Here is a 15,472-nt window from a genome sequence, read left to right as displayed (position 1 = left end):
GATGGGCGACGGCGACGTCTACGCTGCGAGCGAAAAATCGCGGATCGCGGCACGCGAACACGTTAGTGCGCGGGTTCTCCGAGCTGTGATATAGTCCAGAAGGCGTAGGAGTTTTGTCGCAGATCGGATGTTATGTCAACTTGCTGGAACGAAAGTGCGCTTATCCGGCTTATGCGCCGGTGCGTCCGGACCGAGGCAATCCGACCTCGCTGCCAAGCAGGATGAAGCCGCAAGAAGGCGTGCCTATTTTCTAGAACCTCGATTTCCCGCCAAACCAGGTTGAGAACGCCAATGCCTCTGTGCCGCGTCATGGAGTGCGGCGTTTGCGGGCTTACATTGGCGCTTGGTGTTTGTGGTCGGTGGTGCCGGGCATTCGGAAGTCGTGTATTATCCGCCGCGGTACCGTGTGCGCGGAGGTCCTCATGAAGAACGCGGCGGTCGTGATCCTGGCGGCGGGGCAGGGCAAGCGCATGAAGTCGGCGCTGCCCAAGGTGCTCCACCGCGTCGCGGGCAGGCCGCTCGTCGCCTTCCCCATCGCCCTCGCGCGGTCGCTCGGCGCCCGCCGCGTCGTGGTCGTCGTCGGCCACGGGCGCGCGGAGGTCGAGGCCGCGGTGCGGGCGCTCCCCGGCGGCGGCGACGTGCGGTTCGCAGTTCAGCAGGAGCAGCGCGGCACCGGGCACGCGGTGATGCGGGCGCTCCCCGAGCTCAAGGGTCACGAGGGGCCGGTGCTCGTCCTCTCCGGCGACGTGCCGCTCCTCGAGCGGGCGTCGGTCGCGGCGCTCTTCAAGGCGTACGAGCGCAGAGGGGGCGGGATCGCGTTCATCGAGTTCGAGCCGGCCGACCCCGCGGGGTACGGCCGCGTGATCCGCGACGAGAAGGGCGCCGCGATCGCGATCCGCGAGGACCGGGACTGCTCGCGCGCCGAGAAGCGGATCCCGGAGGTCAACTCCGGGATCTACGCCATCGACGCGGCGTTCCTGCGGCGCGGCGTGAAGAAGCTCTCGGCCGACAACGATCAGGGCGAGCTCTACCTCACGGATCTCGTCGCGCTCGCGGCGAAGGGCAAGGGGACGGCGGTCGTGGCCGCCCCGCCGGACGAGGTCTGCGGCGTCAACGATCGCGTGGACCTCGCGCGGGTGGAGGCGATCGTCCTCGCGCGGCGCACGCTCGCGCTCATGCGCGGCGGCGCCACGATCCGGCGGCCGGGCACGGTCCAGGTCGATCTCGACGTCCGCGTGGGGACCGACGTGGAGCTCGGCGCGGGCGTCGAGCTGCGCGGCGCGACGGAGATCGGCGACGGCTGCCGCATCGGGACGGGCTCCGTCATCGTCGACTCGAAGATCGCGGCGGGCGCGGCGATCCAGGCGTACTCGGTGCTCGAGGGGGCCTCTGTCGGGCCGGGCGCCGTCGTCGGGCCGTTCGCGCGGCTGCGCCCCGGCGCGGCGCTCGACGCGCGCGTCCACGTCGGCAACTTCGTCGAGGTGAAGAACACGCGCCTCGGGCCCGGCTCCAAGGCGAACCACCTCGCGTACCTCGGCGACGGCGACATCGGCGCGGGCGTGAACGTCGGCGCCGGGACGATCTTCTGCAACTACGACGGCTTCCAGAAGCACCGCACCGTGCTCGAGGACGACGTGTTCATCGGCTCGGACAGCCAGCTCGTGGCGCCGGTCCGCGTGGGCAAGGGGGCGTACGTCGCGTCCGGCTCGACGATCACGAGGGACGTCCCGCCGGACGCCCTCGCGATCGCGCGGGGGCGCCAGGAGAACAAGGAGCGGCTCGCGCCGGTGCTCCGGCGGGCGCTCCTCGCCAAGAAGAAGAAGAAGGAGGCCGAGGGATGATGTCGCCCTCGAGGATCGCCGCGGCCGCGCTCGCGCTCTCGTTCGCCGCCTGCGCGCCCGTGTCGGTGACGCGCATCGGGCCGACGCTCCCGGCGCGCGAGGCGAAGTGCGCGGTCGAGGTGCTCGATCGCGGGGAGCTCCCGGGCCGGCCGTACAGGGACGTGGGGCTCGTCACGATCGAGAGCTGCGAGGACTACAGGCTCGCGCCGTGCCGCGGGTGGCTCGAGGAGGCGGTGTGCGCGCTCGGCGGCCAGGTCGCCTACGTCTCGGAGGAGCGCCGGGAGGAGAACCCCGGGCTCGCGCCGATGCGGGTGCAGGTGCTCGCGGCGGTGTACGTCAGCGATCTGCGGCCGGATGCCGAAACCGATCCGGTGCTCGGCGCGCGCGCGTGCGATCCCCCGGCGGAGGCGGCGGCCGAGGGACCCGAGAAGTGCCTGGAGTGACGCGATGAAGGGCTTTTCCCACGACCTCCTGACGATTCCGAACGGCATGTCGCTCTTCCGGCTCGTGGCCGCGCCGTCGCTCCTCTTCTTCTGGCTCACGCTCGACATGCCGGTCGTGTGCCTCGCGGTCGGCACCGCCGCGGGGATCACGGACCTGTTCGACGGCATCGTCGCGCGGCGCCTGAACCAGGTGACGGATCTCGGCGCGCTCATCGACCAGCTCGGTGATCTCATCTTCGAGTCGTGCTGCTTCATCCTGGCCGTGCTGCTCGACGAGCTCTGGGTGGGCTGGCTCGTGATCTACCTGTTCCGCGAGTTCACGGTCACGACGATGCGCACGTACGTCGCGAGCCGCGGCGGCAGCCTGCCGTCCTCGACCCTCGGCAAGGCGAAGTCGAGCCTCTTCCAGTACGCGTTCTTCATCTTCTTCCTCGGCGCGATCCTGATCCGGCCCGGCGTCTTGCCGGACAGCTGCGCCCTGTGCGGCGTCACGCCAGGCCGCGTCCTCATCAGCGTGGCGATCGGGTCGTTCATGGTCGGCTTCGCCTTGAGCCTCATCTCGGGCTGGCACTACCTCCGGGCGTTCTCGCGCTTCTACGCGGAGCACCGCGCCGAGCCCAGATGATCACCCTCGCGTCGCCGCAGCGGGAGGAGCGGGAGGTCAAGCGCAGCCGCTTCATCGCCGCGGCGTCGCGCGCGGACACGGCCGAGGCGGCGGCGGCGTTCGTCACCGCGACGCGCGATCCCGAGGCGAGCCACAACTGCTGGGCGTACCGTGTCGGCGACGTCTACAGGTCCTCGGACGACGGCGAGCCCGGCGGCACGGCGGGCCGGCCGATCCTCGCGGCGATCGACGCCCAGGGGCTCGATCACGTCGTCGTGGTCGTCGCGCGCTTCTTCGGCGGGGTGAAGCTCGGCGCGGGTGGGCTCGCGCGGGCGTACGGCGGCTGTGCGGCCGCCTGCCTGCGCACCGCCCCGAAGCTCGAGGTGCTCCCGACCGTCGCGGTGCTCGTCCGCGCGCCGTTCGACGCCGTGGGCGCCGTATACGTGGTGCTCGAGCGGCTGGGCGCCGCGCGGGGCGCCGAGCGCTACGGCGAGGGCGGGCTCGAGCTCGACGTCGAGATCGGGGCGGCGCGCTTCGAGGAGCTCCGGGCGGCGCTCGGCGACGCGACCCGGGGCCGCGCGACGTTAGCGGACCGCGAGCCCTGATTCAGGGATGGCTCCACGCGTCGAGCATCCACGTTGCCGCGCCGTAGCACACGATCGCGGCGGCGAGCGTCGCCGAGTAGCCGAAGACGACGCCCGTCCACAGGGCGATCGCGACCGCGAACGCGCCGGCGGCCGCGTTGAGCGCGAAGCAGAGCGGCGCTTCGGCCTTCAGCCCCCACGCTTCGGCGACCGCGAGCCCGCGCGGGAAGAAGACCCCGAGCGCGAAGCCGGTCGCCGCGATCAGCACGACCCCGGCGATCATCGTCACGGTGTGCGGCACGTTCCACGCGAGCGCGAAGGCGGGCGCCCGCACCGCGACGAGCGCGAGCGCCGCGAGCAGGACGACGGCGGCGAGCGGCCGGATCCTGAGGCAGAGGAAGCCGCCTACGCCCGAGCCCAGGAGCAGCGCGCCGAGCGTGAGCACGAACGCCCACGACGGCGAGACGTACACGCTCTGGTAGACCTGCATCAGCATCACCTCCACGAAGAAGTAGCCGAAGCCGGTCAGCGCGTTGAACGCGACGAGCCCGAGCGCCCGCCGCCGCCTCGCGCGCCGGAGCAGGATGGCGCCGACGAGGAGCGCGATCGCGGCGAACACCACGGCGGAGAAGCGGACGAGCCCGCTCACCTCTGGCGCGTGCCGCGTCGACATCGACACGAACGGCGAGTCGCTGGTCGCGAGTCGCGGATCGAAGCCCTCCGGCGCGAGCGCCGAGAAGTCGTCCTTCTCGATCATGCGGAAGACGTCGGCGACCTCGCCGTCCTCGAAGATCCCCTTCAGGTAGAGCGGGCGGCACACGCCGGCGCCCCTCACGTACCAGGCGAGCGCGCGGTCGAGCGTCGCGCCCACGAGCGGGCGCTTCGAGACGATCATGGCGATGAAGTAGGACTCCGCGTCCCGGTAGACGCCGGGCTGCTTCCCGTAGCGGAGATCGACCTTCGGGAAGGAGGCGGCGTCCCAGTCCCAGATGAAGAAGTGCCGCGAGGGATCGGCGCTCCCTCGCTCGGCGACGGCGTGCCACAGCGTGTGGAGCTCGCGGTAGGTGGCGAGCATGCCTGAGCGCGAGAACGGGCGCTCCTCGATGTTGAGGACGCCGCGCTTCGAGAGCCTGTCGAGGTACAGGCGGTAGCTCTCCAGGGTGTGCAGGGAGTCGGGCCCGGTGCGGAAGCCTATCGTGCGCGACGGGTGCGTGTTCATCAGCGTGATGGAGTCGAAGTCGCGCTCGAGCCCGCGCAGGAGCGACAGCGCGTTCCCGACGACGGGGGTGAGCCCGCCGTACGCCCGGCCGCTCTCCTCGAAGAAGTCCCGGGTCATCAGCTCGACGACCGACGGATCGATCTCGACCGGCACGATCCTGTCCGCCGGGGTGAGCTTCTTGACCGTGTGGAGGATGCCGCGGCCCGCGGAGCCGATGATGTAGAACGACGGCTCCTTCGCGTGGCCGTAGAACACGCGCTGATCGGTGGACGGCCAGCGCCGCTGCCCCGCCTTGAGATCCGCCCAGGTCCTGTTCTTCTCGCGCTTGAAGTGGTCCGCCGAGTACCCGTTGTAGCTCAGGTCGTTGTGCCGCGGGGGCGGCACGCGGACGACGTCGATCCGGCCGACGAGGCTGTCGTAGCTCCGGATGAGCTTCTCGGGCGAGGCCTTCTGCAGCATCTTGTCCTCGGCGAACGGCGACTCCCGGTCGAAGATCCGGAACAGGTTGAGGGCGTCGGTCTGGAGGTGCAAGACGAGCGCCGTCGCGCCCGCCGCGGCGAGGAGCACGCCCGCTGCGGCGCCGCCGATCCGCAACCCCCTGCCGGCGTCCCGCGCTGGGGCCAGCGACACCGCCCCGACGAGCGGCACCACGACGGCGAGGGCGAGCGCGATCGACTCGGTGCCGAGGATCTCGTACAGCCCCGCCGTGGCGACGGCCCCAAAGGCGGCGCCGGCCATGTCGGAGAGGTAGACCCGCGGGCCGGGGTGATCCCGGAACATCGTCGCGACGTACGCCATCGGGAACGCGACGCAGAGCGCCGTGGCCGCGGCGACGAGCGGCAGCGCCGGGTAGCGCGCGACGGCGAAAGCGGCGAGCCAGATCCCGAGCGCCGTGCCGCCGCAGCACGACGCGAAGAGGATCGACTCGCGGCAGCGCACGCGGCTCGCGACGAGGGCGCCGAGCGCGACGCCGATCACGGCGTGGCCGATCACGGCGGTCGCGGCGAAGAAGTCGCGGACGTAGAGGAGCGCGTGGAAGAGCGTCGTCTCGGCGACGAGCACGATAGCGGCCGCGAAGGCGATCTTGAGGCTGCGCGCCCAGGTCACGGTGCGCCCCTCACGGCCGGCCGCCGATCGCGACGGTCCCGAGGTGGAAGTGCCGGCCGACGTCGTCGAAGCCGAAGCCGATCCGCCGCTTCAGCAGGTGCTCCTCGGGCGCCCAGCTGTCGACGATCAGGCGATTGTACGCGGCGCCGAAGTCACGCGCCGACGCCGCCCGCGGCCGGCCCGGCTTCCCGCCGCCCGCGCCGTCGATCGGCAGAGGATACGCGCGCAGCTCCGCGCGCGGCGCGCCCCTTTCGTCCGCGCCGACGACGAGCCTGAGCACGAGGCTCGCAGCTCCTTTCGCGGAGCCGAGCCCGTAGAAGATCCAGCGCCGCTCGTGGTGGGAGAACGCGCCCACCTCGTCGACGCCGTGCCACGCCACGATCTCGGCCCCGGACCGCCGGAGCTTGCGCGACGCCCCGGCGCGCGCCTTCGCCCGCTCGCCGCCCGGATCCGACGCCGACGCGTACACCACGGTGAGCGCCTCGGGTTCGGCCGCGTCGAACGCCTCCACCGCCTCGGCGAGCGAGGAGAGATCCGGGGCGGCCGCGGACGTCGCGAAGACCGCGATCCGGAGCGTGCCCTCGCCGGCCGGCGCCTCGAGCACGAGCCGAGGGCCGGGCGCGTCCTCGGCCGCGGCAACCGACGGCACGCCGCTTTCGGAGACGAGCCCGAGGACGCCGTCGCGCGCACCGATCGCCGCGTCGGCCGTCCCGAGCGGCGTCGAGCGGAGCGCGTCCGCGATCGCGAGATCGCCGTGGAGCGCGATGACGGTGCCCTCCGGCTTCTTCCCGGCGCCGTCCGCGATCCCGGGCCAGCTGCCCGGCGCGCCGCGATCCTTTCCCTTCGGCACCGCGCTGCGTTCCTCGGCCCGCTCGGCGAGCGCGGGCGCGAGCACCGCGGCGGCGGCCGCGATCGTCACGAGCGCGATGATGAGCTGCGTCCGTCGCATTCTCGGGGGATGATCTCAGACGCGGCGAAAAAAGGAACCGGATTGTGGGGCGGCGGCCGGGATCTGGCGCGGACGGCAAGGCTGGGATACAAACGGCGCAAAGGGTGAGGAGTGGAGAGACCCGTGCATTTCCTGGAGCGTTGGATCGATGGCTGCGGCGTCCACGGCTGGCCGTGCACGGCGCTCGCGTGGGTCGGGGTCGCGGTCGCCCTGGTCCTGCTCTCCCTTCTCACGTACTGGTTCGGCCGCGGCGTGATCGGGCGGATCCTGGCGTTCGTCATCCGCCGCACGGAGACGCAGTGGGACGACGCGCTCCTGCGCCGCCGCCTGTTCGTCCGGCTCTCGCACCTCGGACCGGCGTTCGTGCTGTTCGCGTGCGCCCCGCTCCTGCCGCCCGCGGACCGCGTCCTCGAGCGCGCGGCGATCGTCTACTTCATGGCGATCGGCCTGCTCGCGTCGCTCTCGTTCCTCGACGCCGCCGTGGACATCTACGCCACCTACCCCGTGTCCAAGCAGCGGCCGATCAAGGGGCTCGTCGAGATCGTCAAGATCCTGCTCATCCTGTTCATCGGCGTGCTCGCGCTCGCCGTGATCCTCGATCGCTCGCCGTGGATCGTCCTGTCCGGGCTCGGCGCCATGACCGCGGTGCTGCTGATCGTCTTCAAGGACTCGCTCCTGGGGTTCGTGGCCGGCGTCCAGCTCACGGTCAACGACATGGTCGCCATCGGCGACTGGATCGAGATGCCGAAGTACGGCGCGGACGGCGAGGTCGTCGACCTCACGCTGCACACCGTGAAGGTCCGGAACTGGGACATGACGATCACGACGGTGCCGTCGTACGCGCTCGTGTCCGACTCCTTCAAGAACTGGCGCGGCATGGCGCGGGCCGGCGCCCGGCGGATCAAGCGCGCGGTGCACCTCGACCTCGCGAGCGTCCGCTTCTGCACGTCCGAGATGATCGATCGCTACGCCAAGGAGCCGATCCTCGCGGAGGGCATGGCCGAGCTGAAGCGCGCGGCGGTGGCCCAGAACCGCCCGATCACGAACGTGGGCGTGTTCCGCGCGTACGTCGAGGCGTTCCTGCGCGCCCACCCCCGCGTGAACCGGGAGATGACGCTCATCGTGCGCGAGCTCGATCCCGGGCCGAACGGCCTGCCGCTCGAGCTCTACTGCTTCGCCGCCGATCCCAAGTGGGCGTCGTACGAGGCGGTCCAGGCCGATCTCGTCGATCACATCGTCGCGAAGGCGCCGGAGTTCGATCTGCGCGTGTTCCAGCTCCCGTCGGGGGCGGATCTCGAGAAGCTCGCGGCGAGGTAGGCGGATCTAGGCGCCGTCGACGAGCCAGACGATCGCGTTGTGCAGGAGCACGTCGATGTCGCCGCCGGTCTCGGAGGCGCTGAAGACGCACATGTTGAGCCCCACGATCGCCCCGTCGGCCGAGGCGGCGACGGCGTTCCACCCGGACGGCGACCAGGTCGCGATCAGGTCGGCCCCCGTGGCCAGGCCGGGATTGATGATGAGCGACGAGGTCGTCGTCTCCGTCAGCGACGACACAAAGGACATGAGCGGGTGTCCCGAGTCGATGATCGTCGCGGTCTGCGCGGCCGAGTCGTCCGTCGTCGACGCGGTGAACGGCCCGTAGCCGTCGGTCATGTAGCGCCCCTCGAGGTACCAGGTGTAGGTGCTGACGTAGTAGTCGTGGACGAAGTTGGTCTCGACCACCTTGCCTCCGGCGTCGACGTAGTCGGCGAGCGCGTTGCCCACGGCGGCGGCGGACGCCGCACTGAGGCTCCACGGGGTGCGGTTGCCGATCACGACGACATCGTAAGGCAGGAGGTCGGAGCCGGTCGGCGCCGCGGTCCCCGTGTCCCACCAGGTCGCCGTCACGTCGGTGTAGCCCGCGAAGATCCCCGTGATGAAGGAAACGTCCGTGTCCGTGTTCGTGTAGTCCGGGCTGAGCAGCAGCACGTCGTAGCTATCGGTATCGGTATCGGTATCTGTATCGGTGTCGGTATCCGAGTCTGAATCCGAATCCGTGTCCGAATCCGTGTCCGAATCCGAATCTGTGTCCGTGTCCGAATCCGTGTCCGTGTCTGAGTCCGAATCCGTGTCCGTGTCTGAATCCGAATCCGAGTCCGAGTCCGAATCCGAATCCGAGTCGGTTTCGCTGGGCTGGTCCATCGTGCCGCTCGCGCATCCCGCCGACGCGGCGAGGGCGAGCGCCGTCGCCATGGACAGAACCTCGGTGAAGCGTCCCATTCTCGACCTCCGTAGTCGCCGGCGATCCTCGCCGGAACGTTGTTCGGCGTCCCGATCACAACACCTCGAGGGCAATTTTACCTCGGGAGAGCATCAATGGGCGGGAATTCGTGGTAGCCTGATGCGCTTCGTTGCAGAGCGAACAGGTCGCTCGGCGCGACGAAACGGGGGTACGTTCATGAAATATAAGATCGTCCGCATTCTGGCGTCCGCTGCAGCGATCGCGATCTGCGGACCCGCGTGCGGCGGGGGATCGTCCAATTCCAGTGTGTCCGGACCCGGTTCCGGCGAGTACGTCGTGCTCGCGTGGAACGACCTCGGGATGCACTGCCTCAACCCGACGTACGACACGGCCGTGATCCTGCCGCCCTACAACACCATCTGGGCGCAGGTGGTGCGGCGCGGCGATCCCCCGCAGCCCGTCACCGAGGGCCTCACCGTGGAATACTCGATCGACAACAACACGTACTCCTACGGCAAGGCGGAGTACGGCCAATTCTGGGACAACTGCGAGGCGTTGTTCGGCGCGGCGCTCGAGCACGACACCGGGTTGAACCTGAGCGATCCGGCGCAGCACAACGGGCTCGCGGGCACCATGGTCGTCGCGGCGTCGGGAGACCACTTCGAGGTGCACGGCATCCCGGTGGTGCCCGTCGACGACGACGGCACGTGGAACCCGTTCCAGGTGGCGACAATCACCGTGAAGGACAGCTCGGGCAACGTCGTCGCAGAGACCAAGGCCACGGTGCCCACGTCGGAAGAGATCCGGTGCTCGAACTGCCACGGCGTCGCGGATCCGTTCGGCGCCATCCTCGATACCCACGATACGTTGAGCGGGACGGATCTCGCCGGCGCCAAGCCGGTCCTGTGCGCGAGCTGCCACGGCAGCCCGGCGCTCGGCCTCAACGATCCGGGGACGTCGGGCAAGTTCCTGTCCGAGGCGATACACGGTTACCACGCCGACAAAGGGGCGACGTGCTACGACTGCCACCCCGGACCGCAGACGAAGTGCTCGAGGAGCCTCGCGCACGCCACGGACGATGGCAACTGCGTCGCCTGCCACGGCGGGATGGCGGACGTCGCGGCGTCGATCGCGGACGGTTCGCGTACGCCGTGGGCCGAGGAGCCGACCTGCGTGCAGTGCCACACCGGCGTGGCGCAGGTCGACACGGCGGCCGGGCTCTACCGCAACGCGGCGGGCCACGGCGGTCTCGCGTGCCCGGCGTGCCACGGGAGCCCGCACGCGATGGTCCCTTCGCGAGAGGAGTCGGACAACTACCAGGGAGAGCAGTACCAGAGCGCGTCGGTGACGATCGGGAGCTGCGCAGCGTGCCACGCGTCCTCTCGTGGCGCCGAAGAAGAGCCGGAGGAGTTCGGCGAGGAGTTCGCCGAGAAGCACGGCGGCGCGAGCCCAGAGCGGCGCACGGCGTGCAACGTGTGCCACACGGCCGTGCCGACCGACACCGCCAACTGGCCGCACGCCTTCGAGTGGACGGCGCACTGATCCCCGCGCGAAGACCCCGCCCTACAGGACGTACCAGCGCCGCGGTGTGAACAGCTCCTCGTACAGATTGACGGCGAACGCGTCGGTCATCCCCGACACGAAGTCTCGCACGTCGTCCTCGGGCGTGCCGTCGCGCAGCGCGCCTGGCCAGAAGCGCGCGTAGAACCTGTCGAGATCGGCCGTGAAGTGGCGCCACAGCCGCTCGATCAGCTCCTCGGCCTTCTGGAACTCGGCGTGGACGTGCGGGTTCAGGTAGACGCGGTCGTAGAGGAACGCGCGGAGCGCCTCGAGCGCCTCCGCGACACGGTCGCTCATCGCGATGCGCGCGGCGGAGCACGCCTCGGTGCGCTCGACGATGTCGAGCACGAGCCGCTCGTTGCGCGCCGACGGAGTGCGGCCGAGCGCGTCGATCAGCGGCGCCGGGACGTCGCCGGGAGAGAGCACCCGCGCGCGCACGGCGTCGTCGAGGTCGTGGTTGACGTAGGCGATGATGTCGGCGAGCCGCACGATCTGCCCCTCGAGCGTGCCCGGGAGCTGCTCCGCGGGGACCGCGAGGATCGGCCCGGCCCCCTTCGAGTGGCGCGCGATCCCGTCGCGGACCGCGCGCGTGAGGTTGAGCCCGTCGCCGTTGTTCTCGAGCCGCTCGACGACGCGCAGGCTCTGCCGCTCGTGGCGGAACCCGCCGGGCACGAGCCTCTGCATCGTCGCCTCGCCCGCGTGGCCGAACGGCGCGTGGCCGAGGTCGTGGCCGAGCGCGATCGCCTCCGCGAGATCCTCGTTCAGGTGGAGCGCCCGCGCGATGGTGCGCGCGACCTGGCTCACCTCCTGGCAGTGCGTGAGCCGCGTCCTGTAGTGATCGCCCTCGGGCCAAAGAAAGACCTGCGTCTTTCCCTTGAGGCGGCGGAACGCCTTGGACTGCACGATGCGGTGGCGGTCGACCTCGAACGACGTGCGGTACGCGCAGGGCGGCTCGCCGCGCTCCCGCACCGCGCCCTCCCCGGACGACAGCGCCGCGCGGTCCGAGAGGCGTTCGCGCTCCGCGGCCTCGGCCCGCTCCCTGAGGCTCGGCATCACTGCGCCTCCGCCATGAGGCGCACCGCGCCGTCGTCGCTCGCGACAACCAGCCTGCGCCCGGACGCGATCGCGACCGCCGCGTCGATCTCCGCGCCGAGCTCCACGCGCCAGGCGATCTCGCCGGTCGCGGCGTCCACGGCGTACAGGCCGCGATCCCGCGATCCCACGTACAGCCGTCCCTCGGGGTCGAGCACCGGCGTCGCGCGGATCGGCCCGCCGGTCTTGACGCGCCATTCGACCGCGCCCTTCGCCGCGTCGATCGCCACGAGCTCCCCGGCCATCGTGCCGGCGTACAGCGTGCCCTCGTCCGCCGCCACCGCGACGCCGCCGCGCACCGCGCCGCCCACGTCGACCGCGAACCGCTTGCCGCCCTCCGGGCTGAGCCGATACAGCTTTCCGTCCGTCGAGCCGAAGACGACGTCGCCGCCGCCGAGCGCCGCGATCGGGCCCTCCACCGGGCCGCCCGTGGCGAACGCCCACGCCGCCGTGCCGTCCGGCTGCAGCGCGTACACGCGGTGATCGTGACCGCCGACCGCGACGCGGCCGTTCGGGAGCATCGCCGGGGACGCGCTCACGTGCGCGCCGCCCAGGAGCGACATCCAGCGCCGCTCGCCGGACGCGGTGATCGCGTGCAGCCCCTCGCCGCCGACGTAGATCGCGCCGCCCTCGGCGATCACGGGCGACGAGTCGACGTCCTGTTTCTGCCTGTAGGTCCAGCGCACCGCGCCGTCCGCCGCGAAGGCGAGCAGGGTGTCGTCGTCGCACCCGACGTACACCGCCCCGCCCTCGCTCACCGCGGCCGTGGAGAAGATCGGCGCGCCGGCGACGTAGCTCCAGCGGAGGCCGCCGTCGCGGCGGAGCGCGTTGAACGTGCCGTCGACCGAGCCGACGTAGATCGTCCCGTCCGGCCCGATCACGGGCGACGCCGCGATCCTCCCGCCCGCGCGGAACACCGCGATCTCGACAGGCGCCGTGGCCGGGCCCGGGACGGCGGCGCGAAACTCGTGGCGCGGCCCGCCGCCGAGCATCGCGAACGGCACGTTCGGCAGCTCGGGCTCGGCCGGGCCCGCGTCGGCCAAAGGCTCGCCCGCCTCACCCGAAGGCTTGGGCTCGACAGGCTTCCCGTTCTGGCCCCGCCGCCCGCACGCGACGAGGAGCCCCGCGCAGAGCACCGTCAGGAGCGCGCCTTTGCCCCGAGCTCTCATGGCGTGCAGCCTACCACAACGCCCCGCCCGGACGGATATCTGTTATCCTGCCCGCGCAGGCTGCGAAGGCCTTGAATAAGAGGGGGCTCAGATGGAGATGGCGCGGTATTTCGAAGAGGGCGGGCCGATGATGTTCCTCGGGATTCTCGTCTTTCTGGGCGTGCTGGCGGCGATCGTCGTCCAGTTCGTACGCGCGAAGAGAACGAATCTCATCCCGTTCATCGTCGGCGGGATCGCGATCCAGTTGCTCGTCGGCGGCTACGCGACGGTCCTCGGGATCTCGAGGTCGTTCGAGGCGCTCGCGATGGTCGATCCGTCGATGCAGGAGGCGATCATGGCGGCCGGGATCGCCGAGTCGGTCAACAACCTGTCGCTCGCGTTCGGCCTGGCGATCCTGGAGACGATCGCCGGGGCGATAGCCGCGTTCAGGCGGGTCAACGCGAAACCGAGCAACGCCTAGGAAGCGCTCCTCTTCCGGCGAAGGGCCTACGGCCAGGTGAACGGGCCGGTTTCGACGACGTAGTCGCCGCCGGAGAGGACGGGGTCGATCACGCAGGCGTCCGACCAGACGTCGCCGTCCCAGGTGATGTCCGCCACCTTCCAGCCGTCGCCGCAGTCGTCGCCGCAGCCGGTGTCGAAGCCGTCCACTTGCGGCGTGGATCCGAACGTCGCCCTGCGGACGCCGCCGCAGTAGATGTTCACCATCGGGTGCGTGGCGATCGCCGCGTAGTCGTACATGTGGACCATGACGCGGAACTGGTCGCCGTCCGCCGGGTTGTCGAGGTTGATGTTCTCCGGGATCCCCACGGTGCTGATGTTGTCGATGTCGAGCCGCGGGTTGGGGTAGCCCGCGAGGTCCGAGTAGCCCCAGGCGACGTCGTAGTAGAGGTCGTCGGCGCAGTTCCAGTAGTAGCAGTCCTGCTGGCTCGCGGTCGTGCTGAACCAGTCGCTCGTCGCGCCGATCTTGCCGAAGTGCAGGTCCGCGTCGACGTCGCCCGTGGTGTCCCAGCACGCCTCGACGCGGATGCCCTGCGCCACGACGTCGATCACCCAGCTGCAGCTCATCGTCTCGCCGCCCGAGGTGACGGACAGGGTGAGCGTGTACGATCCGGAGAGCGTGAAGTGGAGCGTGAGGTCTTGCGCCGTCGCGGGCGTGCCCTCGACCACCGTGACGGACGCGCCGTTCATCGTGAACGTCGTGCGCCCGAGCACCTCGTCGCACGGGCCGCGGCTGAGCTCCCACTTCCAGTGGGTCGTCGCGACGCTGCCGACGAGGAAGTCCGCGCCGTGGAGCACGTAGTCCACGAACGGCGTCGCGTCGTCGACCGTGACCGAGCAGTCGATCCACGGATCGCAACACTTCTCCTCGTCCGCGCAGCCGTCGCAGTCATTGTCCGCGAAGTCGCACGCCTCGGCCGAGGGGAGGATGCCGCCCTCGCACGGGCCCCAGATCCCCGTCTCGCCGTCGGCGACGCAGGTCTGTGAGCCGTCCTCGCAGACGCCCTCGCCGCGGGACGCAGGCGGGCCGAGGAAGCACGCCTGCACCTCGCCGGTCGCGCACGTGCACCCCTCGTCGACCTGGCCGTCGCAGTCGTTGTCCGAGCCGTCGCAGAGCGTGAACGCGGCCTCGCTCGACACCGCCTCGACGCAGCCCGTGTCGCCGGACGGCACGCAGCTGCTGACATGAGACGGCGGCGGGCAGGTGCCGCAGTCGTCGCCGTCGTCGATCCAGTTGTCCTCGCAGCCCTCGCACGCAGCGGCGGGATCCCAGTTGCCGACGCAGTCCTCGCACTCGGCGCCGAGTGCCCAGTTGCCGAGGCAGGTCGCGCAGCCGGTCGCGATGTCCCAGTTCGGCAGGCACTCGTCGCAGTCGTCTGCGATGTCCCAGTTGCCGAGGCACTCCTCGCAACCGGCGAGCGGATCCCAATTGCCCGTGCAGGTCTCGCAGTCGGTGGCGACGTCCCAGTTGCCGACGCAGGTCGTGCAGTCGGTCGCGATGTCCCAGTTCCCCTCGCACGCGCACTCCGCCGAGCCGCCCGAGTCGATGCACGTTCCGTAGAGGTCGGAGCAATCGTCGACGACCGCACCCTCGACGTCGCAGGAGTCGTAGGTGTGCACGTCGCCGTCGGCGCCGCAGTGCAGATACGCGTCCGGGGTGCAATCCGCGTCGGTATCTGTGTCGGTGTCTGTGTCGGTGTCGGTGTCGGTATCGGTATCGGTATCAGTGTCGGTGTCAGTGTCTGTATCCGTATCTGTGTCGGTATCTGTGTCCGTGTCGGTACCGCCGTCCGCATCCGTGTCGGTATCGGTATCGGTGTCGGTGTCGGTACCACCGTCCGCATCCGTGTCGGTATCGGTATCGGTATCGGTATCGGTATCCGTGTCGGTGTCGGTATCGGTGTCGGTGTCGGTATCGGTGTCGGAATCGGTGTCGGTATCGGTGTCAGTGTCGGAGTCGGTATCGGAATCGGTGTCGGAATCGGTGTCGGAATCGGTGTCGGAATCGGTGTCGGAATCGGTATCGGAGTCGGTGTCGGAATCCGTATCGGTTCCGCCCGCGTCCGGCGAGCCGTGTCCGCTGCCCGAGCACGCGCTCAAGCCGGTGAGAAGCAGGATCGCTACAATTATTATGATCATTCTCGAGCTCATCAGAGCACCTCCCAAAGTCCTTCTGTTTTCCGAA

General features: G+C 70.3%; 13 protein-coding genes. 7 read left to right on the top strand and 6 right to left on the bottom strand.

Features of this window, described 5'->3' with window-relative positions; genetic code table 11:
- Positions 1-422: 422 nt before the first annotated feature.
- The 4 genes from glmU to M0R80_13135 are packed head-to-tail and all read left to right on the top strand — an operon-like array spanning position 423 to position 3,493.
- Positions 423-1,841, top strand: a complete 1,419-nt coding sequence (gene glmU, locus M0R80_13150; protein ID MCK9460579.1) for a bifunctional UDP-N-acetylglucosamine diphosphorylase/glucosamine-1-phosphate N-acetyltransferase GlmU — start codon at positions 423-425, stop codon at positions 1,839-1,841.
- A complete protein-coding gene (locus M0R80_13145; protein MCK9460578.1) occupies positions 1,838-2,284 on the top strand; it encodes a hypothetical protein in 447 nt (148 codons plus the stop codon). The genes glmU and M0R80_13145 overlap by 4 nt, the downstream gene beginning before the upstream one ends.
- 4 nt (positions 2,285-2,288) lie before the next feature.
- Positions 2,289-2,909 carry a CDP-alcohol phosphatidyltransferase family protein gene (locus tag M0R80_13140; protein MCK9460577.1) on the top strand — a complete coding sequence of 207 codons (621 nt, stop codon included), beginning with the start codon at positions 2,289-2,291 and terminating at the stop codon, positions 2,907-2,909.
- Positions 2,906-3,493 (top strand): IMPACT family protein, encoded by a 588-nt coding sequence (locus tag M0R80_13135; protein ID MCK9460576.1) that lies wholly within the window; start codon positions 2,906-2,908, stop codon positions 3,491-3,493. The genes M0R80_13140 and M0R80_13135 overlap by 4 nt, the downstream gene beginning before the upstream one ends.
- A gap of 1 nt (position 3,494) precedes the next feature.
- On the opposite strand, the gene M0R80_13130 is transcribed toward M0R80_13135, so the two are convergent.
- Entirely contained in the window at positions 3,495-5,798 is a 2,304-nt protein-coding gene (locus M0R80_13130; GenBank protein MCK9460575.1) for a hypothetical protein, read from the bottom strand.
- 10 nt (positions 5,799-5,808) lie between these two features.
- The gene (locus M0R80_13125) at positions 5,809-6,747 is read right to left on the bottom strand and encodes a hypothetical protein (GenBank protein ID MCK9460574.1); all 939 of its coding nucleotides are present in this window, start codon (positions 6,745-6,747) and stop codon (positions 5,809-5,811) included.
- A 123-nt stretch (positions 6,748-6,870) separates the two neighbouring features.
- Between M0R80_13125 and M0R80_13120 the strand changes: the two genes are divergently transcribed.
- Positions 6,871-8,064, top strand: a complete 1,194-nt coding sequence (locus M0R80_13120) for a mechanosensitive ion channel family protein (GenBank protein MCK9460573.1) — start codon at positions 6,871-6,873, stop codon at positions 8,062-8,064.
- A gap of 6 nt (positions 8,065-8,070) precedes the next feature.
- On the opposite strand, the gene M0R80_13115 is transcribed toward M0R80_13120, so the two are convergent.
- Positions 8,071-9,006, bottom strand: coding sequence for a hypothetical protein (locus M0R80_13115; GenBank protein ID MCK9460572.1), 936 nt, complete (start codon positions 9,004-9,006; stop codon positions 8,071-8,073).
- Between the two features lie 178 nt (positions 9,007-9,184).
- Between M0R80_13115 and M0R80_13110 the strand changes: the two genes are divergently transcribed.
- Positions 9,185-10,510, top strand: coding sequence for a cytochrome c3 family protein (locus M0R80_13110; GenBank protein MCK9460571.1), 1,326 nt, complete (start codon positions 9,185-9,187; stop codon positions 10,508-10,510).
- A gap of 21 nt (positions 10,511-10,531) precedes the next feature.
- Here M0R80_13110 and M0R80_13105 read toward each other — a convergent pair whose 3' ends face one another.
- Positions 10,532-11,581, bottom strand: coding sequence for a deoxyguanosinetriphosphate triphosphohydrolase (locus M0R80_13105; GenBank protein MCK9460570.1), 1,050 nt, complete (start codon positions 11,579-11,581; stop codon positions 10,532-10,534).
- Entirely contained in the window at positions 11,581-12,789 is a 1,209-nt protein-coding gene (locus tag M0R80_13100; GenBank protein ID MCK9460569.1) for a PQQ-binding-like beta-propeller repeat protein, read from the bottom strand. The genes M0R80_13105 and M0R80_13100 overlap by 1 nt, the downstream gene beginning before the upstream one ends.
- Before the next feature lie 91 nt (positions 12,790-12,880).
- Between M0R80_13100 and M0R80_13095 the strand changes: the two genes are divergently transcribed.
- Positions 12,881-13,249, top strand: a complete 369-nt coding sequence (locus M0R80_13095) for a hypothetical protein (protein MCK9460568.1) — start codon at positions 12,881-12,883, stop codon at positions 13,247-13,249.
- 26 nt (positions 13,250-13,275) lie between these two features.
- Here M0R80_13095 and M0R80_13090 read toward each other — a convergent pair whose 3' ends face one another.
- Complete coding sequence (locus M0R80_13090) at positions 13,276-15,438, bottom strand: hypothetical protein (GenBank protein ID MCK9460567.1); 2,163 nt, start codon at positions 15,436-15,438, stop codon at positions 13,276-13,278.
- Between the last annotated feature and the right edge of the window lie 34 nt (positions 15,439-15,472).

The sequence above is a fragment of the Pseudomonadota bacterium genome (genome assembly GCA_023229365.1).
Classification (GTDB): domain Bacteria; phylum Myxococcota_A; class Polyangia; order JAAYKL01; family JAAYKL01; genus JALNZK01.
The sequence above is the reverse complement of the archived record's forward strand: the minus strand, read 5'-3'. Positions and strand labels throughout refer to the sequence as shown.